Source organism: Pseudomonas sp. GM49, from assembly GCF_000282355.1.
GTDB lineage: Bacteria > Pseudomonadota > Gammaproteobacteria > Pseudomonadales > Pseudomonadaceae > Aquipseudomonas.
This window is the reverse complement of sequence record NZ_AKJL01000272.1, coordinates 114,406-134,246: the sequence shown is the minus strand read 5'-3', so window position 1 is coordinate 134,246 and position 19,841 is coordinate 114,406. Positions and strand designations below refer to the sequence as shown.

The window sequence follows — 19,841 nt, the reverse complement described above, 5'->3', positions numbered from 1 at the left end:
GGAGTTTGCGCTTGATGCCATGCCCTGCTCGCATCAGCCGGCTGCTGCTCTGCGGCACCGTCGTTCTGGGTGGCTGCGTGCAACTGGGCCCGGATTTCCAGTCACCGGCCCAGCCCTGGGTCGAACACTGGAACAGCCCGGCCCTGGAAATCGCCGGGCAAAAACGGGCGCAACCGGACAGCCGTCAATGGTGGCGCGTGTTCGACGACCCGGTGCTGGACCACTTGATCGCCGAAGCCGATGCCCACAACGCCGACCTGCTGGTTGCTGGCCTGCGGGTCATGGAATCCCGCGCGCAATTGGGTATCGCCCTGAGTGGACGCTACCCGCAATTGCAGCAGGCCAGCGCCGACAGCCTCTACCTGAACCGTCGACAATCGGGCGGTACTAACCCTCAGGACACGCATTTCTGGCAATACAGCGCCGGTTTCGATATTGGTTGGGAGCTGGATTTTTGGGGGCGTTTCAGCCGTGCCATCGAGTCAGCCGACGCGTCCTGGTTTGCCACCCAGGCCAACTATGAAAATGCCCTGGTGCTGTTGCACGCGCAGCTGGCGCAAACCTACTACGCCTTGCGCACCGCCGAGGCGCGCCTACACATCGCCCGCAGTAACGCCGCATTGCAAAAACGCAGCTTCGAGATCACCGAGCGCCTGTTCAAAAGCGGGGCTGAAGCCGAACTCGATCTGCAACAAGCCAAGACCCAGTACCTGGGCACCCTCAGTACCATCCCGGATTTCGAAAGCCAGGTGGCGAGCTTGCGCAATGCGTTGTCCACTCTGATCGGCCAGCCACCCGGCACGATCCCTGACCTTGATCGCTACACCGGGGTGGTGCCACTGCTCGATACTGCGGTCTTGCAGGATGTGCCTGCCAACCTGCTGGTGCGGCGCCCCGATGTTCGCGCTGCCGAGCTGCAAGTGGCGGCGCAGTCGGCGTTGATCGGTGTGGCCGAGACCGACCTGTACCCCTCCATCAGTCTGCTGGGCAGCATCGTCTGGTCTGCCAGCTCGCTCAACGGTGCATCCAATACCCTCGACCTGGTGGCCGGCCCCAGTCTGCGCTGGGACATCTTCGACCATGGCCGGATCACCAACAACGTCCGCGTGCAGGATGCCCGCTTGCAGCAGTTGATCGTTATCTACCAGGACAGCGTGCGTCAGGCCGCGCGCGAGGCCGACGATGCCGCAACCGGTTTGATCAAGGCGCTGGAGCGCGACCAGATCCTCAGCGAAGCATCGGTGGCCGCCGAACGTTCGGTGACCCTGGCCAATGCCCAATACCGCGAAGGCTATTCGGATTTCCAGCGCGTGCTGGATGCCCAGCGCGCCCTGTTTGCCCAGCAGGATATCTACCTGGTCAACCGTGGCACCGCCGTCAACAGCCTGATTGCCCTGTACAAGGCCCTGGGCGGTGGCTGGTACAGCGACCAGCCGATGATCGACCCGGCCACCCGCCAACAAATGCAACAACGGACCGATTGGGGCGATCTGCTCGACGAACCGAAGGAAAGTGCCCATGACTGACAGCCAACAACCGGTCGAGAACACCTCGGTACCCGCCGACCCGGCCAGAAAAGCGATCAACTGGGTGGTGTTGCTGATCATCCTGAGCCTGATCTGGTACCTGTTGGCCGACCGCTACACGCCCTACACGCAACAGGCACGGGTGCAGGCCTTCATTGTGCCGGTGGCGGCAGAGGTATCGGGCCGGGTGACCAAGGTGCATGTACGCAATAACCAGGACGTCAAGGCCGGCGAATTGCTGTTTGAAGTCAATCCAGAGCAGTACCAGATTGCCGTCGATCGCGCCCGTGCCGACCTTGAGTCGACCCGTCGCCAGGTGGGCGCCAACACCGCCGGCGTCGACTCCAAGCAAGCGTCCCTGCGCGCGTCCCAGGCCAACGAGCTCAAGGCACGCCAGGACATCCAGCGGCTTGAACGCCTGTACCGCGAAGACCCGGGCACCATCTCCCTGCGACGCCTGGAGATATCCCGCGCCACCCTGGAAGAGTCCATCAGCCAGGTCGCTGCGGCCAAGGCCGAAGTGCAACGGGCACGGGAACAACAGGGCGGTAATGAAGAAGACAATGCCCAGATGCTCAGCGCCGCCAGCAACCTTGAAAAAGCCGAGCTGGACTTGAGCAATACGAAGGTCCACGCTCGCTCGGCCGGCCTGATCACCGATCTGCGCACCGATGTCGGCCAGTTCGCCAGCGCCGGTGCTCCGGTGATGACTCTGATCGCCATCCACGATGTCTGGATCAGCGCCGACATGACCGAAAACAACCTGGGAAGCGTCCAGCCCGGGACGCCGGTGTCCATCGTTCTCGACGCCCTGCCAGGGAAAATTTTCAAAGGCCATGTGCGCAGCGTCGGCTACGGCGTTGATATCGGCCAGACCACCCAGCCGGGCAGCCTGCCGAAAGTGGAGAACAGCCGCGATTGGCTACGCCCTGCCCAGCGCTTTCCGGTCATCATCGAGTTCGAGCCCGGTGAGTTGACCAGCCCACAAGGTATCCGGTCCGGCGGGCAAGCCGAAGTCATGGCGTTCCCGAGTGAAGGTAACCCGCTGAATATTCTGGGTCGCCTGTTCCTGCGTCTGATGAGCTGGATGTCCTATGCGTATTGAGCGCCCGGCCCGAGTTCAGCGCGCCCTGCGCCTGGGCTTCGGCACGGCGCTGTGCCTGGCGGCGAGCTTCGGTCTGGCCCTGCCCATCCCGTTCCTCGCGCCGATGCTGGCGCTGATGATGCTGGCGGCAATGAACCGACCGTTGCCGTTCAAGGCCAGCCTGGGTCTGATCCTGATCCTGATGTTGACCACCGGGACCGGCCTGCTGCTCATTCCTCTGCTGCGTTACTACCCGCTTAGTGGCGTGTTGCTGGTCGGGCTGTGCCTGTTCATGGCGTTTGGTTACGGCCTGCGCGGCGGCAACCCGTTGGTGGCGACGTTCCTGGTGGTGGGCCTGACCTTGATCAGTGCGGCCGGAACTGCTGAATTCGCCCTGGCACTGGAGGTGATCGTGGCCCTGGTCAAGGGACTGTTCCTGGCCGTCACGACGCTGACCATCAGCCATTGGCTGTTTCCCGACCCCGCCAGCGCCCCCGCAGCAAAACCCGGCCCGAGTCTTTCTCCCACCGAAAGCGGTTGGCTGGCCCTACGGGCCACGCTGGTGGTGCTGCCGACTTTCCTGCTGGCCATGGTCGACCCGGCCAGCTACCTGCCGATCATCATGAAAGCCGTCAGCCTCGGCCAACAAAGCTGCGCGACCAGCGCCCGCACCGCCGGCCAGGAATTGCTCGGCTCAACCCTGCTCGGCGGCCTGATGGCGATCCTTTTCTGGTGCGCGTTGAGCCTGTTCGTCAACCTGTGGATGTTCTTTCTGTGGATGTTGCTGTTCGGCCTGCTGGTGGCCAGAAAACTCTACGGCCTGGCCATGACCCGACAACCACCGAGTTTCTGGCTCAACAGCCTGGCGACCCTGATCATTCTGCTCGGCCAATCGGTACAGGACAGCGCAGCGGGCAAGGACGTCTACACCGCCTTCGCCATACGCATGGGGCTGTTCATACTGGTGACCTTGTACGCTTGCGTCATGGTCCATTTGCTCGACACACGGCGGCAACGTCGAATTCAGTCCACCTAGAAACAGAAAAACCCCCTGAAAAGGGGGTTTTTCATTGTGGATAACTTATTCCACGGTGACCGACTTCGCCAGGTTGCGCGGCTGGTCAACGTCGGTGCCTTTGAGTACGGCGACGTAGTACGACAGCAACTGCAGCGGGATGGTGTAGAGGATCGGCGACAAAATGTCGTGGATGTGCGGCATGTGCACCACGTGAGTGCCTTCACCGTTGGTCATGCCGGCCTTCTCGTCAGCGAAGACGATCAACTGGCCACCACGAGCGCGGACTTCCTGAAGGTTGGACTTCAGCTTCTCCAGCAGCTCGTTGTTCGGCGCCACGGTCACCACTGGCATGTCGTTATCCACAAGCGCCAACGGGCCATGTTTGAGCTCGCCGGCCGGATAGGCTTCAGCGTGGATGTAGGAGATTTCCTTGAGCTTGAGTGCCCCTTCCATCGCCACCGGGAATTGCGCGCCACGGCCGAGGAACAGCGTGTGGTGTTTCTCGGCGAACAGCTCGGAGATTTTTTCCACGGTGCCGTCCATGGCCAGCGCCTCGCCCAGACGGGTTGGCAAACGACGCAGTTCTTCGACCAGCGTCGCTTCGACGCCTTTGGCCAAAGTGCCACGAACCTGGCCCAGGGAAAGCGTCAGCAACAACAGGCCAACCAATTGCGTGGTGAACGCTTTGGTCGAAGCCACACCGATTTCGCGACCGGCCTGGGTCAACAGGGTCAGATCGGATTCACGCACCAGCGAGCTGATGCCGACGTTGCAGATCGCCAGGCTGGCGAGGAAGCCCAGTTCCTTGGCATTGCGCAGCGCGGCCAGGGTGTCGGCGGTCTCACCAGACTGGGAAATGGTCACGAACAAGGTGTCCGGCTGCACCACCACTTTGCGGTAGCGGAACTCGCTGGCGACTTCGACCTGGCAAGGAATGCCGGCCAGCTCTTCGAGCCAGTAACGCGCGACCATACCGGCGTGGTAGCTGGTGCCGCACGCGACGATCTGTACGTTACGCACTTTGGCGAACAGTTCGGCAGCCTGTGGGCCGAACGCCTGTACCAGTACCTGGTTCTGGCTCAGGCGACCTTCCAGGGTGCGCTGCACCACGGACGGTTGCTCGTGGATTTCCTTGAGCATGAAGTGACGGAACTCGCCCTTTTCAGCGGCTTCGGCACCGTCGCGGTATTGCACGGTCTCGCGCTCGACAGCCTGGCCGTCAACGTCCCAGATCTGCACGCTGTCGCGGCGGATTTCAGCGATATCGCCTTCTTCCAGATACATGAAACGGTCGGTGACCTGACGCAGGGCCAACTGGTCGGATGCCAGGAAGTTTTCCCCAAGGCCCAGGCCGATCACCAGCGGGCTGCCGCTGCGGGCCGCCACCAGGCGATCCGGTTGCTGCGCACTGATCACTGCCAGGCCGTACGCACCGTGCAACTCTTTGACGGTCGCCTTGAGGGCCACGGTCAGATCGCGCAGATCCTTGAGTTTGTGGTTCAGCAGGTGGGAGATGACTTCAGTGTCGGTGTCCGAGGTGAACACATAGCCCAAGGCTTTGAGTTGTTCACGCAGGGCTTCGTGGTTTTCGATGATGCCGTTGTGCACCACCGCCAGGTCACCGGAGAAATGCGGGTGAGCATTGCGCTCGCACGGTGCACCGTGGGTGGCCCAGCGCGTGTGGGCAATGCCCAGGCGACCGACCAGCGGCTCGGCGGCCAACGCCTGCTCCAGCTCACTGACCTTGCCCGGACGACGCAGGCGCTCAAGTTTTTCATCGTTGGTGTAGACCGCCACGCCAGCGCTGTCATACCCACGGTATTCGAGACGTTTCAGGCCTTCGACGAGGATGGCGGTGATGTTACGTTCTGCGACTGCGCCGACAATTCCACACATGCTATTTCTCCTGACTGACAGCCGCGCAAATCAAAGTGATGCCGCGGGCCTGAATCTGATCGCGAGCCTCAAGCGGCAGGCGTTCATCGGTAATAAGGGTATGGACACTGCTCCATGGCAGCTCCAGATTGGGAATCTTGCGGCCGATCTTGTCGGCCTCCACCATCACGACCACTTCGCGGGCGACATCGGCCATGACCCGGCTCAGTCCAAGCAGTTCGTTGAAGGTGGTTGTACCGCGAACCAGATCGATGCCGTCGGCCCCGATAAACAACTGGTCGAAGTCGTAGGAGCGTAGTACCTGCTCGGCGACCTGCCCCTGAAAGGACTCGGAATGCGGGTCCCAGGTACCACCGGTCATCAACAGCACCGGTTCGTGCTCAAGTTCGCTCAGGGCATTGGCGACATGCAGCGAGTTGGTCATCACCACCAGGCCGGGTTGTTGGCCGAGTTCCGGGATCATGGAGGCGGTGGTACTGCCACTGTCGATAATGATGCGCGCATGCTCGCGAATCCGCGCGACGGCGGCACGGGCGATGGCTTGTTTGTATTTGGAAACCGGCTGACCAAGGTCCGCGACCAGTTCCTGAGGCATGGTGATCGCCCCGCCGTAACGACGCAGCAAAAGGCCATTGCTTTCAAGTGCCGCCAGATCCTTGCGAATCGTAACTTCAGACGTTTCGAAGCGCTTGGCCAACTCATCCACACTGACTTCGCCCTGCTCATTGAGCAAGGCGAGGATGTTGTGACGACGTTGAGGTGTGTTGCGCTTCGACATGAGCTGGTAAGTTTCGATTCGAAAGATAGCGGAAGCAATCAAAACCTATCGGCGAAACTTCGTCAAGCGCCATGCGACAAAAAGAGCTGTGGATAACTTGTAGGAGCGAGCTTGCTCGCGAGAAATAAGCGAGCTACGCATTTTTCCAGAAAGAATGCGTCATCGTTCACGTCCATCGCGAGCAAGCTCGCTCCTACAAGGGAGTTGTGGATAACTCAGCCTTTCTTGATCTTCTCCGGCCGCTTCCAGCCGTCGATGTTCTTCTGACGAGCACGGCCGATGGCCAGCTGGGATTTATCCACAGTCGAAGTAATGGTCGAACCAGCCGCCGTGGTCGCACCGGCGAGGATATCCACAGGCGCCACCAACGAGTTGTTGGAACCAATGAACACATCTTCGCCCAACACGGTTTTCCACTTGTTGGCGCCGTCGTAGTTGCAGGTGATGGTGCCGGCACCAATGTTGGTGCGCGCCCCGACTTCGGCATCGCCCAGGTAAGTCAGGTGACCGGCCTTGGCGCCTTCGCCCAAGTGAGCGTTTTTCAACTCGACGAAGTTACCCACATGCGCCCGGGCTTCCAGCACGGTACCTGGACGCAGACGCGCGAACGGGCCGGCGTCGCTGCCTTCACCCAGAATGGCACCTTCGATATGGCTGTTGGCCTTGATGACCACGCCTTTGCGCAGGGTGCTGTCCTTGATCACGCAGTTCGGGCCAATCACCACGTCATCTTCGATGATGACCTTGCCTTCGAGGATCACGTTGATGTCGATCAGCACGTCGCGGCCCACTGTCACGTCTCCGCGCACATCGAATCGTGCCGGGTCGCGCAGCGTCACACCTTGAGCCATCAAACGACGACCGGCGCGCAATTGATAATGCCGTTCCAGTTCGGAAAGCTGTTTGCGGTCATTGGCACCCTGCACTTCCATGGCGTCGTGCGGTTGCTCGGTGGCCACCACCAGACCATCGCTCACTGCCATGGCAATGATGTCGGTCAGGTAGTACTCGCCCTGGGCGTTGTTATTGGAGAGTCGGCTCATCCAGTCGCCAAGACGGGCAAACGGTAGCGCCAGAATGCCGGTATTGCCTTCGGTGATCTTGCGCTCGGCTTCATTGGTATCTTTCTGCTCGACAATAGCCGTGACCTTGCCCTGCACATCACGAACAATGCGGCCGTAACCGGTCGGGTCATCCAGCTCGACGGTCAGCAAGGCCAATTGCTCTGGCCCCACCTGCTTGAGCAGACGTTGCAGGGTATCGACTTCGATCAACGGCACATCGCCATAAAGCACCAGCACGTTGTCGGACTGAATGAACGGCACGGCTTGAGCAACGGCGTGACCGGTACCCAGCTGCTTATCCTGCAGGACGAAGTTCAGATCATCCGCCGCCAGGCGTTCGCGCACGGCATCGGCGCCATGGCCGATCACCACGTGAATGCGCTGTGGATCAAGTTGCCGGGCGCTGTGGATAACATGGCCGAGCATGGAGTTGCCGGCAATCGGGTGCAAAACTTTCGGCAAAGCTGAACGCATACGCGTGCCTTGGCCAGCAGCGAGAATAACGATTTCAAGAGACATGACTGGCTACCAATCCTGGGTGGTCAGCGGCTGCGACCAGGTTGTAAAAATCGGAAAAGAAAAAAGGGTAGCCGAGGCTACCCTTTTTAATCAATCACACAACAAGTGCAGCCTTAGTGGCCGAACTTCTTGCGGATCTGCTGGACGGTGCGCAGCTGAGCTGCAGCCTCGGCCAGACGTGCGGCAGCAGAACCGTAATCGAATTCCGCGCCTCGCTCATGCAAGGCTTTCTCGGCAGCCTTAACGGCTTCCAAAGCTGCGGCTTCGTCCAAGTCGGCAGCACGTTGCACGGTATCGGCAAGAACCTTGACCATGTTCGGCTGAACTTCGAGGAAACCACCGGAGATGTAATACACCTCCTCTTCCCCGCCCTGCTTGACCAGGCGGATCGGACCTGGCTTCAGATTAGTGATCAGCGGCGCGTGACCCAGGGCGATACCAAGATCACCCAGTGCACCGTGCGCAATCACCATCTCGACCAGCCCGGAAAAGATTTCTCCTTCCGCGCTGACGATATCGCAATGGACTGTCATAGCCATCTGATTGCCTCAACCTAAATTAGCGCCCGTTGCCGGGCGCCGGGATTACAGTTTCTTGGCTTTCTCGATCGCTTCTTCGATGCCGCCAACCATGTAGAACGCTTGTTCTGGCAGGTGGTCGTAGTCACCGTTGAGGATGCCTTTGAAGCCAGCAATGGTGTCTTTCAGGGAAACGTATTTACCCGATGCACCGGTGAAGACTTCAGCCACGAAGAACGGCTGCGACAAGAAGCGCTGGATCTTACGAGCACGGTTTACCAACTGTTTGTCGGCTTCCGACAGCTCGTCCATACCCAGGATCGCAATGATGTCCTTCAGTTCTTTGTAACGCTGCAGAACGTACTGAACGCCGCGAGCGGTGTCGTAGTGGTCCTGGCCGATCACGTTCGGGTCCAGCTGGCGCGAAGTCGAGTCGAGTGGATCGACCGCCGGGTAGATACCCAGGGAAGCGATGTCACGGGACAGAACGACGGTAGCGTCCAAGTGGGCGAAGGTGGTCGCTGGCGACGGGTCGGTCAAGTCATCCGCAGGTACGTATACCGCCTGGATCGAAGTGATCGAACCTTCCTTGGTCGAAGTGATACGTTCTTGCAGAACGCCCATCTCTTCAGCCAGGGTCGGCTGGTAACCTACTGCCGAAGGCATACGGCCCAGCAGTGCGGATACTTCAGTACCGGCCAGGGTGTAACGATAGATGTTGTCGACGAACAGCAGAACGTCGTTACCTTCGTCACGGAACTTCTCGGCCATGGTCAGGCCGGTCAGAGCTACGCGCAGACGGTTACCCGGCGGCTCGTTCATCTGACCGTAAACCAGTGCCACTTTGTCCAGAACGTTGGAGTCCTTCATCTCGTGGTAGAAGTCGTTACCCTCACGAGTACGCTCACCCACACCGGCGAACACGGAATAACCGCTGTGCTCGATGGCGATGTTACGGATCAGTTCCATCATGTTTACGGTCTTGCCTACACCGGCACCACCGAACAGACCGACTTTACCGCCTTTGGCGAACGGGCAAACCAGGTCGATAACCTTGATGCCGGTTTCCAGCAGATCGTTGCCGCCTGCTTGTTCAGCGAACGAAGGCGCTGGACGGTGAATGCCCCAACGCTCTTCAGTGGCGATAGGGCCAGCTTCGTCGATCGGGTTGCCCAGAACGTCCATGATCCGGCCCAGAGTCGCTTTACCGACCGGTACGGAGATGGCTGCGCCAGAGTCGGTAACTTCCAGACCGCGCTTCAAGCCTTCGGTGGAACCCATCGCAATGGTACGAACCACGCCGTCGCCCAGCTGCTGCTGAACTTCCAGGGTGGTCCCGGCCGCGCTTTGTACTGTCAGCGCGTTGTAGATGCTCGGTACGCTGTCGCGTGGAAATTCCACGTCGATAACGGCGCCGATGATTTGAACGATACGTCCGCTACTCATAGCTGGATCCTCTGAATATTTGAACCGTTAAACCGCGGCAGCGCCGCCGACGATTTCCGAGATCTCTTGGGTGATCGCAGCCTGACGCGCCTTGTTGTAGACCAGCTGCAAATCGCTGATCAAATCACCGGCGTTGTCGGTAGCGTTCTTCATCGCGATCATCCGCGCAGCTTGTTCAGCCGCGTTGTTCTCGACCACCGCCTGGTAGACCTGCGACTCAACGTAGCGGACCATCAAGCCGTCAAGCAGCTCTTTGGCATCCGGTTCGTAGAGATAGTCCCAGTGGTGCTTGAGTTCCTGATCCGGGGTTGCCACCAGTGGAATCAATTGCTCCACGGTAGGCTGTTGCGTCATGGTGTTGATGAACTTGTTGGATACCACGGACAGGCGGTCAATACGGCCGTCCAGGTAGGCATCCAGCATCACCTTGACGCTGCCGATCAAGTCATTGATCGACGGCTCTTCACCCAGGTGGCTGATAGCTGCTACGACGTTGCCGCCGAAGTTGCGGAAAAAGGCCGCACCCTTGCTACCCACTACACACAGATCGATCTCGACGCCGTTTTCGCGGTTTACCGCCATGTCCTTGACCAAAGCCTTGAACAGGTTGGTGTTCAAGCCACCACACAGACCACGGTCACTGCTCACTACGACATAACCGACGCGCTTTACTTCACGGTCGATCATGAACGGGTGGCGATATTCCGGGTTAGCGTTGGCCAGATGGCCAATAACCTGGCGGATGCGCTCCGCATAAGGACGGCTAGCAGCCATGCGCATTTGTGCCTTGCGCATTTTGCTGACCGCCACTTTTTCCATGGCGCTGGTAATTTTTTGCGTGCTTTTGATGCTCGCAATCTTACTGCGAATCTCTTTTGCGCCTGCCATGTAACACCTATCAGGTTAGCAAGCGGGAGCCTTGCGGCTCCCGCTGCGGCTTACCAGGTTTGGGTGGCCTTGAACTTCTCGATACCGGCTTTCATGCCAGCGTCGATTTCGTCATTGAAGTCACCCTTCACGTTGATCTTCGCCATCAAGTCGGCGTGATCGCGGTTGAAGAAAGCAATCAGCGCTTGTTCGAAGCTGCCGATCTTGGCGATTTCAACGTCAGTCAGGAACCCACGCTCAGCGGCATACAGCGACAGCGCCATGTCGGCGATCGACATTGGTGCGTATTGCTTCTGCTTCATCAGCTCGGTAACGCGCTGACCATGCTCAAGTTGCTTACGGGTCGCTTCGTCCAGGTCAGAAGCGAACTGGGCGAATGCCGCCAGTTCACGGTACTGAGCCAGAGCGGTACGGATACCACCGGACAGCTTCTTGATGATCTTGGTCTGAGCGGCACCACCCACACGGGATACCGAAACACCGGCGTTCACTGCAGGACGGATGCCCGAGTTGAACATGGCCGATTCCAGGAAGATCTGACCGTCGGTGATGGAAATCACGTTGGTCGGAACGAACGCGGAAACGTCGCCAGCCTGGGTTTCGATGATCGGCAGTGCGGTCAGGGAACCGGTTTTGCCGGTCACTGCGCCGTTGGTGAACTTCTCTACGTACTCTTCCGAAACGCGGGATGCGCGCTCCAGCAGACGGGAGTGGAGATAGAACACGTCGCCTGGGTAAGCTTCACGGCCTGGTGGACGGCGCAGCAGCAGGGAAATCTGGCGGTAAGCCACTGCTTGCTTGGACAGATCGTCATAAACGATCAGCGCGTCTTCACCGCGGTCGCGGAAGAATTCACCCATGGTGCAACCGGAGTACGGTGCCAGGAATTGCAGCGCAGGAGATTCCGAAGCACTGGCAGCCACGATGATCGTGTTGGCCAGGGCGCCGTTTTCTTCCAGCTTGCGAACCACGTTGGCGATGGTCGATTGTTTCTGACCGATCGCTACGTAGACGCAGTAAATGCCGCTGTTTTTCTGGTTGATGATCGCGTCGATCGCCAGAGCGGTTTTACCGATCTGACGGTCACCGATGATCAGCTCACGCTGGCCACGGCCGACAGGGATCATGGCATCGACAGCCTTGTAGCCAGTCTGTACAGGCTGGGCTACCGACTTACGCCAGATCACGCCTGGAGCAACTTTCTCGACCGCGTCGGTCTCGGTGTTGCCCAGTGGACCTTTGCCGTCAACAGGGTTACCCAGTGCGTCGACTACGCGACCCAGCAGTTCCTTACCAACTGGAACTTCCAGGATGCGGCCAGTGCACTTGGCGCTCATGCCTTCAGCCAGAGACTGGTATGCGCCCAATACAACGGCACCTACGGAGTCTTGCTCCAGGTTGAGGGCCATACCGAAGACGCCGCCCGGAAACTCGATCATCTCGCCGTACATTACGTCGGCCAGACCGTGAATCCGCACGATACCGTCAGATACGCTGACGACAGTGCCTTCGTTACGGGCTTGGGAGGTCACATCGAGCTTGTCGATGCGGCCCTTGATAATTTCACTTATTTCGGAAGGATTGAGTTGCTGCATTGCTCTGCTGCCCCTTCAAACTCAAGATTTCAATGCTTCGGCAAGTTTCGCGATTTTTCCGCGAATCGAGCCATCGATAACCAGGTCGCCGGCGCGAATGACGACACCACCAATAAGGGCAGCGTCCTCCGCAACTTGCAGGCGCACTTCCCGGTTGAGTCGTGCACTGAGAACCTTGGCGAGTTTGTCTTGCTGTTCTTGGTTCAATGCGAAAGCACTGGTCACTTCAACGTCTACCGACTTCTCTTGCTCGGCCTTGTACAGGTCGAACAGAGCGGCGATCTCCGGCAACAGCGGGAGACGGTCGTTTTCGGCAACGACATTGATGAAGTTCTGTGCCTTCACATCAAACTTGTCGCCGCACACGTCAATGAACGTGGCGGCCTTTTCTGCGCTCGTCAGTCGCGGGGCCTTGAGCACACGCTGCATGGTGTCGTCTTCCGACACCAGTGCTGCCAGGCCGAGCATGGCTGACCAATTGGCCAGTTGCTGGTGGGCCTGAGCGTGCTCGAAGGCCGCCTTAGCGTAAGGTCGGGCCAACGTGGTCAGTTCTGCCATGATCGCCCTCGCTTAGATTTCAGCAGCCAGTTGGTTAACCAGCTCTGCGTGCGCGTTTTGATCGATTGTGGCACCCAGGATCTTCTCGGCGCCGCCGACTGCCAGCAAGCCCACTTGGGCACGCAGCGCGTCTTTGACACTGTTCAGTTCCTGTTCGATCTCGGCTTGAGCCTGAACCTTCACACGGTCAGCGTCGACACGGGCTTTTTCAACAGCCTCTTCGACAATCTGATTACCGCGTTTCTTGGCTTGCTCGATGATTTCAGCTGCCTGAGCTTTCGCTTCGCGCAGTTGCTGACCCGCTTTTTCTTGGGCCAACTCCAGGTCGCGAGCTGCACGGCTGGCAGCGTCCAGACCATCAGCGATCTTCTTTTGACGTTCGTGCAGTGCCGCAATGACCGGAGGCCATACGAACTTCATGCAGAACAGTACAAAAATCAGGAACGCAACGGACTGGCCAATCAGGGTCGCATTAATGTTCACGCCAACACCTCGCAGTTACGTTGTCCATCACACCAAATTACCCGGAAGATCCGAGTAATTAGCCAGCGATTTGACCAACGAACGGGTTCGCAAAGGTGAAGAACAGAGCGATACCAACACCGATCATGGTTACGGCGTCGAGCAGACCGGCAACGATGAACATTTTAACTTGCAGCATTGGAACCATTTCTGGCTGACGCGCTGCGCCTTCCAGGAACTTGCCGCCCAGCAGGCCGAAACCAATTGCGGTACCCAGTGCGCCCAGGCCGATCAACAGTGCAACAGCGATAGCGGTTAGACCAACTACAGTTTCCATCTTTCCTCCCGACTTTTACGTCGTATGGTTTAGGTTTTTTAGATTAAAGCGGTAAAACAAATCGTTTCAGAGGCCCCGTGAAGAGCCCCTTCCCGTTTGACCGGGAAGGACATCAGACTAGTCGAGACTGGTCTTAATGGTTTTCTTCGTGCGCCATCGACAGGTAAACGATGGTCAGCATCATGAAGATGAACGCCTGCAGGGTGATGATCAGGATGTGGAACACAGCCCACGCCCACTGCAGAACAACGCCCAGGCCGCTCAGCCAGAGCAGGCCGCTGCCGAACATCACAGCGATCAGAATGAACACCAGCTCGCCGGCATACATGTTGCCGAACAGACGCAGAGCCAGGGAGATCGGCTTGGCGATCAGGGTCACGAATTCCAGCAGGAAGTTCACCGGGATCAGCAGGGCTTGAACGAAGATGTTCTTGCTGCCGAACGGGTGCAGGGTCAGCTCGCCGATGAAGCCGCCGAGGCCCTTGATCTTGATGCTGTAGAAAATGATCAGCGCGAACACCGTGAAGGCCATGGCCAGAGTAGCGTTCGGGTCGGTGGTCGACACGGCGCGGAACGGGATGTGGTGGTCGCCGGAGATCAGGATGGCCAGCTGAGGAATCCAGTCGACCGGTACCAGGTCGACGGCGTTCATCAGGAACACCCAGACGAAGATGGTCAGCGCCAGTGGTGCAATCACCGGGCTACGGCCATGGAAGCTGTCTTTCACGCTGCCATCGACGAATTCGACCAAAACTTCAACGAAGTTCTGCAAAGCACCTGGCTGACCCGAAGTCGCTTTCTTGGCCGCCATGCGGAAAAGAAGAACGAAGATCAGACCCAATGCGACCGACCAGCCGAGGGTATCGACGTGGAAAGCCCAGAAGCCCATTTCCTTGGCTTCTGCTGCGGTGTGGGCAAAGCCCCAGCCGCCGGTAGGGAGCTGACCGAAGGTCAGGTTCTGCAAGTGGTGCTGGATATAGCCCGAAGCGGTTGTTTCTGCCATGGTTGCCTCAAACGCCCTAAGGTCTCGAAAGTCTTGTTCTCATCAGCAGGGGAGCGAACCAGCTGACCAGTTGGGTCAGCACGAAGACGCCGAATACAGCTAGCGGCGCCAATGGCTTCACACCTGCGAACGTCAATGCAAAAAGCACCGCCGTCAAAATCAGTTTGCCCGCCTCGCCGGCATAAAATGACCGGACGATGGCTTGAGCTGCCCGGGCGCCGGAAAACCGAAATGCCCTGTGAGCGAAATAAACATTGGGAAGCAAGGCTATCAGGCCCCCGCAAAGTCCCGAGTACCCGGCAACGACTCCATACCGTTGCCAGAGCGCCAAAGCGGCAATGAGCAGAACGACAAATTGAGCCATTAACACCGGAAAAACTGCCAGGCGATGGAACGGCAAGCGGTTTGGCGTGCGGGTTTCCATCACTTTTACTCTCCAATGGTCGGCTGCCGAAATTCAATAACTTGGCATAATTTGTGCCGACAAAATGCGCGCAGAGTATAGGGGCGGTTCTGCCCCTATTCAACTGTCAGGTAGTGATTTCCGTCTGCACGCTACATGAGGAAATGTTTCAGCGGATATGTGCGAGTACGCCTTGAAGCTCATCCAGGGAGTTGTAACCAATCACCAACTGCCCTTTACCCTTCTTACCGTGGCGAATCTGCACCGCAGAGCCTAGGCGCTCGGCCAGGCGCTGTTCGAGACGAGCGATATCCGGGTCCGGTTTTGCCGGTTCAACAGGCTCCGGTTTGCCACTCAACCACTGGCGAACCAGTGCCTCAGTCTGGCGCACGGTCAGTCCGCGTGCGACAACATGTCGCGCCCCTTCAACCTGTTGATTTTCCGGCAAACCGAGCAAAGCGCGGGCATGACCCATTTCCAGGTCGCCGTGGGACAACATGGTCTTGATGACTTCCGGCAAGGAAATCAGGCGCAGTAGGTTAGCCACGGTCACCCGGGACTTGCCCACTGCCTCGGCCACCTGTTGCTGGGTCAGCTGGAACTCCTGCTGTAAACGCTGCAGGGCCACCGCTTCTTCAATCGGGTTCAGGTCTTCGCGCTGGATGTTCTCGATCAGCGCGATGGCGATCGCAGTTTCATCAGGCACATCGCGAACCATCGCCGGGATGGTTTCCTGCCCGGCTTGCTGGCTGGCGCGCCAGCGGCGTTCGCCAGCAATGATTTCATAGCGGCCGCTGCCGATCGGGCGAACCACGATGGGCTGCATGACGCCCTGGGCCCTGATCGACTGCGCCAGTTCTTCGAGCGCCTGCGGATCCATGTCACGACGCGGCTGGTATTTGCCGCGCTGGAGCAGATCCAGGGGAAGGTGTTGCAGCTCACGCTGATCGGCTTGCGCCGCTTGTTCTTCCAGCGAGCTGACAGTCGGACCACTCAACAGAGCATCCAGTCCACGTCCGAGACCTCGTTTCTTGACGGCCATGGGGATTCCTTAAGTTGCCTGAGCGGCGGCGATGCGTGAGTTTTTGCGTTGACGACGAACCATTTCGCCCGCCAATGCCAGATAGGCAACGGCGCCCCGCGATGATTTGTCGTACGCCAGCGCCGGCATGCCGTAGCTTGGCGCTTCGGCCAGACGGATGTTGCGCGGAATGACGGTGTCGTAGAGCTGCTCGCCGAAGTGTTCCTTGAGCTGCGCCGATACATCGTTCATCAGGCTCAGGCGCGGGTCGTACATCGTACGCAGCAGGCCTTCGACCTTGAGGTTCGGGTTCAGCAGTTCAGCGATACGCTTGATGTTATCCACAAGGTCGCTCAAGCCTTCGAGTGCGAAGTACTCACACTGCATGGGGATAATTACCCCGTCGGCGGCAACCAGTGCGTTCAAAGTCAGCATCGACAGTGACGGCGGGCAGTCAATCAGGATGTAATCGTAGTTTTCCCGGATCGGCGCCAGCGCACTGCGCAGACGGCTTTCCTTCATCTGCATTTCCAGCAGCACCACTTCGGCCGCGGTGAGGTCGCGGTTGGCTGGCAACAACTGGTAACCACCGTGTTCGGAGAAATGCATGGCCTGGGCCAGGTCACATTCGCCGATCAGCAGGTCGTAGACCGAGTTTTCCAGGCCATGTTTATCCACACCGCTACCCATGGTGGCGTTGCCCTGTGGATCGAGGTCGATCAACAGCACCCGGCGCTTGGTCGCGACCAGGGATGCTGCGAGGTTGATGCAGGTGGTGGTTTTGCCCACGCCACCCTTTTGGTTCGCTATCGCGAATACCTTAGCCATTCTTGCTTGTGTTCCCAATCATGCCGTGCGGCGCAGTATCAGCAGATGGCGTTGGCCTTGGCAACCAGGTACGGCCAGGGCGTGTTCGCTATCGAGGTGGAAGTCTGCCGGCAATGCTACCAGCTCATCGGCCGGATGAACGCCCTTCATTGCCAGCCAGCGTGTTTCGCTATCGCCGAGGTGGCGAGTCCAGTTGCTGAAGTTTTCCATGCTGCTGAAGGCCCGGGAAATGATCCCGTTGAACGGCTGGGCAGGCTGGAACGCTTCGACGCGACTGTGGATAACTTGCAGGTTATCCAGTTTGAGTTCGAGTTTTACCTGGGTCAGGAAGCGGGTTTTCTTGCCGTTGCTGTCCAGGCAAGTCACCTGGGATTCGGGAAACAGGATGGCCAGCGGAATGCCGGGCATGCCGCCGCCGCTGCCGACGTCGAGCCAGCGACCGTTTTCGATGAACGACATCACACTCAGACTATCGAGCAAGTGACGGGAAACCATTTCGTCCGGATCACGCACGGCGGTGAGGTTGTAAGCCTTGTTCCACTTGATCAACAGGGCCAGGTAACCCAGCAGTTGTGCGTGCTGGGTTTCTGTCAGCGTGACACCGAGTTGGCGGGCACCTGTGGATAACTCTTCTGCGTGTTGCGAAGTGACCAACGAACTCAAGCGCTTTGCTCCAACTGACGGCCCGCGCCGCGTTTTTTCAAATGAATCATCAACAGCGAAATCGCTGCAGGCGTAACACCCGGGATACGCGACGCCTGGCCCAAAGTCTCTGGACGGGTCGCACCGAGCTTGCTCTGGATCTCTTTGGAGAGACCGGAAATATTCGTGTAATCGATATCCACAGGCAGTTTGGTGTCTTCGCTGGCGCGCAGGCGTGCGATTTCATCCTGTTGACGATCGATGTAGCCGGCGTACTTGGTCTTGATTTCGACCTGTTCGGCGACTTGTGGATCTTCTGCGCCCCCACCGGTCACGGCAATCAGACCAGCGTAGTCGATTTCCGGACGACTCAAGAGATTCAGCAGGTTGTATTCGTGGGTCAGCGGCGTGCCGAACTTTTCGGCAATCGCATCGCCTTGTTCGGTGCCCGGACGTACCCAGGTGCTTTTCAGGCGCTGTTCTTCCTGTTCGATGCTTTCGCGTTTTTTGCAGAAAGCGGCCCAACGCACGTCATCCACCAGGCCCAATTCGCGACCTTTTTCGGTCAAGCGCAGGTCGGCGTTGTCTTCGCGCAGGATCAGACGGTATTCGGCACGGGACGTGAACATCCGGTACGGCTCTTGGGTGCCGAGGGTAATCAGGTCGTCGACCAACACGCCGATGTAGGCCTCGTCGCGACGCGGGCACCAGGCATCTTTGCCTTGCGCACGCAGTGCGGCGTTGGTCCCGGCCAGCAAACCCTGGGCGCCGGCTTCTTCGTAACCGGTGGTGCCGTTGATTTGCCCGGCGAAAAACAGGCCGCCGATGACTTTGGTTTCCAGGCTGTATTTCAAATCGCGCGGATCGAAGTAGTCGTACTCGATCGCGTAGCCCGGACGCACGATGTGCGCGTTTTCCATGCCGCGGATCGATTGCACGATCTGCAATTGCACGTCGAACGGCAAGCTTGTGGATATCCCGTTCGGATACAGCTCGTTCGTCGTCAAACCTTCCGGTTCGATGAACACTTGATGGCTTTCCTTATCGGCAAAGCGATGGATCTTGTCTTCGATCGACGGGCAATAACGTGGACCGATGCCTTCGATCTCGCCTGCATCGGAATACATCGGCGAACGGTCGAGGTTCGCCGCGATGATTTCGTGGGTACGGGCGTTGGTGTGGGTAATCCAGCAACTGACTTGCTGTGGATGTTGTTCCTTGCTGCCGAGGAACGACATCACCGGGATCGGCGTATCGCCCGGTTGCTCGGTCATTACCGAGAAATCAACAGACCGGCCATCAATACGCGGTGGAGTACCGGTTTTCAGGCGACCGACACGCAGCGGAAGTTCACGCAGACGGTGTGCCAAGGCAATCGACGGCGGATCACCAGCGCGACCACCGGAGAAATTCTGCAAACCAATGTGGATAAGTCCACCGAGGAAGGTGCCGGTGGTCAAAACCACCGAGTCGGCGAGGAAACGCAGGCCCATTTGGGTGACAACACCACGGACTTGTTCCTGCTCGACGATCAGGTCATCAGCGGCCTGTTGAAATATCCACAGGTTCGGCTGGTTTTCCAGGATTTCGCGGACAGCGGCCTTGTACAGAACCCGGTCTGCCTGTGCGCGAGTAGCGCGTACGGCCGGGCCTTTACGGCTGTTCAACACGCGAAACTGGATACCGCCTTTATCGGTAGCCATGGCCATCGCGCCGCCTAAGGCGTCGATTTCCTTGACCAGATGGCTTTTGCCGATTCCGCCAATGGCCGGGTTGCAACTCATGGCACCGAGGGTTTCCACGTTATGCGTCAGCAACAGGGTTTTGACCCCCATACGTGCTGAGGCCAGTGCTGCCTCGGTACCGGCATGACCGCCGCCGATGACGATCACTTCAAAACGGGAAGGGAAATCCACCACGCACCTCGTGCCTGCTTAAGTAGGTAATTCAGGAATAGTTTGAGCTCAGGTTTTTGGACCTGGTCGACAAGTATAGGGACTTCGCCCTTCCTAAAGAACCCTTTGCACAAAATTTAACCAGCTGTGGAAAAGTCGGAGTTATAGAAATTAAAAAGAGAGAAATTTATTAAATCTTTGTTTTTATGTTTATTTCTATGCACCTGACTTTCTGTGGATAGATTGATACAGGCCTTTATTTTCAATGTGTACAGAGGTTCAAAACCCTGTGTTCATGTGCCAATGAGTCCCTTGGATAACCGGTGTAAGCCTGTGGATGAAAGGGGTGGTTATCCACAG

19 protein-coding genes are annotated in these 19,841 nt (G+C 58.4%); 3 read left to right on the top strand and 16 right to left on the bottom strand.

Annotated elements, in window-relative coordinates; translation table 11 throughout:
• The first annotated feature begins 14 nt into the window (after nt 1-14).
• From PMI29_RS05505 to PMI29_RS05515, 3 genes are read left to right on the top strand one after another with little or no spacing between them, the layout of a single operon-like run.
• The gene (locus PMI29_RS05505; RefSeq protein ID WP_008002343.1) at nt 15-1,526 is read left to right on the top strand and encodes an efflux transporter outer membrane subunit; all 1,512 of its coding nucleotides are present in this window, start codon (nt 15-17) and stop codon (nt 1,524-1,526) included.
• Complete coding sequence (locus PMI29_RS05510) at nt 1,519-2,631, top strand: HlyD family secretion protein (RefSeq protein WP_008002340.1); 1,113 nt, start codon at nt 1,519-1,521, stop codon at nt 2,629-2,631. Before PMI29_RS05505 ends, PMI29_RS05510 begins: the two co-directional genes overlap by 8 nt.
• Nucleotides 2,621-3,646, top strand: a complete 1,026-nt coding sequence (locus tag PMI29_RS05515) for a DUF2955 domain-containing protein (RefSeq protein WP_008002339.1) — start codon at nt 2,621-2,623, stop codon at nt 3,644-3,646. The genes PMI29_RS05510 and PMI29_RS05515 overlap by 11 nt, the downstream gene beginning before the upstream one ends.
• 45 nt (nt 3,647-3,691) lie before the next feature.
• On the opposite strand, the gene glmS is transcribed toward PMI29_RS05515, so the two are convergent.
• From glmS to mnmG, 16 genes are all read right to left on the bottom strand, one after another.
• Entirely contained in the window at nt 3,692-5,524 is a 1,833-nt protein-coding gene (gene glmS / locus PMI29_RS05520) for a glutamine--fructose-6-phosphate transaminase (isomerizing) (protein WP_008002337.1), read from the bottom strand.
• Nucleotide 5,525: 1 nt separating this feature from the next.
• Entirely contained in the window at nt 5,526-6,302 is a 777-nt protein-coding gene (locus PMI29_RS05525; protein WP_008002334.1) for a DeoR family transcriptional regulator, read from the bottom strand.
• 215 nt (nt 6,303-6,517) lie between these two features.
• Nucleotides 6,518-7,885 carry a bifunctional UDP-N-acetylglucosamine diphosphorylase/glucosamine-1-phosphate N-acetyltransferase GlmU gene (glmU, locus tag PMI29_RS05530; RefSeq protein WP_033052653.1) on the bottom strand — a complete coding sequence of 456 codons (1,368 nt, stop codon included), beginning with the start codon at nt 7,883-7,885 and terminating at the stop codon, nt 6,518-6,520.
• 113 nt (nt 7,886-7,998) lie between these two features.
• Nucleotides 7,999-8,424, bottom strand: coding sequence for a F0F1 ATP synthase subunit epsilon (locus PMI29_RS05535; protein ID WP_007985046.1), 426 nt, complete (start codon nt 8,422-8,424; stop codon nt 7,999-8,001).
• A 45-nt stretch (nt 8,425-8,469) separates the two neighbouring features.
• Nucleotides 8,470-9,849: a F0F1 ATP synthase subunit beta gene (atpD, locus tag PMI29_RS05540; protein ID WP_008002330.1), complete on the bottom strand. Its 1,380-nt coding sequence runs from the start codon at nt 9,847-9,849 to the stop codon at nt 8,470-8,472.
• Between the two features lie 27 nt (nt 9,850-9,876).
• The gene (atpG, locus tag PMI29_RS05545) at nt 9,877-10,737 is read right to left on the bottom strand and encodes a F0F1 ATP synthase subunit gamma (protein ID WP_007934344.1); all 861 of its coding nucleotides are present in this window, start codon (nt 10,735-10,737) and stop codon (nt 9,877-9,879) included.
• 50 nt (nt 10,738-10,787) lie between these two features.
• Nucleotides 10,788-12,332: a F0F1 ATP synthase subunit alpha gene (gene atpA / locus PMI29_RS05550; protein WP_008002328.1), complete on the bottom strand. Its 1,545-nt coding sequence runs from the start codon at nt 12,330-12,332 to the stop codon at nt 10,788-10,790.
• Between the two features lie 21 nt (nt 12,333-12,353).
• The gene (locus PMI29_RS05555) at nt 12,354-12,890 is read right to left on the bottom strand and encodes a F0F1 ATP synthase subunit delta (protein ID WP_008002325.1); all 537 of its coding nucleotides are present in this window, start codon (nt 12,888-12,890) and stop codon (nt 12,354-12,356) included.
• 12 nt (nt 12,891-12,902) lie between these two features.
• Nucleotides 12,903-13,373, bottom strand: a complete 471-nt coding sequence (locus tag PMI29_RS05560; protein WP_007934339.1) for a F0F1 ATP synthase subunit B — start codon at nt 13,371-13,373, stop codon at nt 12,903-12,905.
• A gap of 58 nt (nt 13,374-13,431) precedes the next feature.
• Nucleotides 13,432-13,689 (bottom strand): F0F1 ATP synthase subunit C, encoded by a 258-nt coding sequence (gene atpE, locus PMI29_RS05565; RefSeq protein WP_003097235.1) that lies wholly within the window; start codon nt 13,687-13,689, stop codon nt 13,432-13,434.
• A gap of 133 nt (nt 13,690-13,822) precedes the next feature.
• Nucleotides 13,823-14,692, bottom strand: a complete 870-nt coding sequence (gene atpB / locus PMI29_RS05570) for a F0F1 ATP synthase subunit A (RefSeq protein WP_008002323.1) — start codon at nt 14,690-14,692, stop codon at nt 13,823-13,825.
• 16 nt (nt 14,693-14,708) lie between these two features.
• Nucleotides 14,709-15,116 (bottom strand): F0F1 ATP synthase subunit I, encoded by a 408-nt coding sequence (locus PMI29_RS05575; protein ID WP_007985054.1) that lies wholly within the window; start codon nt 15,114-15,116, stop codon nt 14,709-14,711.
• Nucleotides 15,117-15,264: 148 nt separating this feature from the next.
• Entirely contained in the window at nt 15,265-16,137 is an 873-nt protein-coding gene (locus tag PMI29_RS05580) for a ParB/RepB/Spo0J family partition protein (protein WP_008002321.1), read from the bottom strand.
• A 9-nt stretch (nt 16,138-16,146) separates the two neighbouring features.
• The gene (locus PMI29_RS05585; RefSeq protein WP_008002319.1) at nt 16,147-16,944 is read right to left on the bottom strand and encodes a ParA family protein; all 798 of its coding nucleotides are present in this window, start codon (nt 16,942-16,944) and stop codon (nt 16,147-16,149) included.
• 18 nt (nt 16,945-16,962) lie between these two features.
• On the bottom strand, nt 16,963-17,607 hold the full coding sequence (gene rsmG / locus PMI29_RS05590; RefSeq protein WP_007969895.1) for a 16S rRNA (guanine(527)-N(7))-methyltransferase RsmG: 645 nt from the start codon (nt 17,605-17,607) through the stop codon (nt 16,963-16,965).
• Entirely contained in the window at nt 17,604-19,502 is a 1,899-nt protein-coding gene (gene mnmG / locus PMI29_RS05595; protein ID WP_008002317.1) for a tRNA uridine-5-carboxymethylaminomethyl(34) synthesis enzyme MnmG, read from the bottom strand. Before mnmG ends, rsmG begins: the two co-directional genes overlap by 4 nt.
• Nucleotides 19,503-19,841 lie beyond the last annotated feature (339 nt).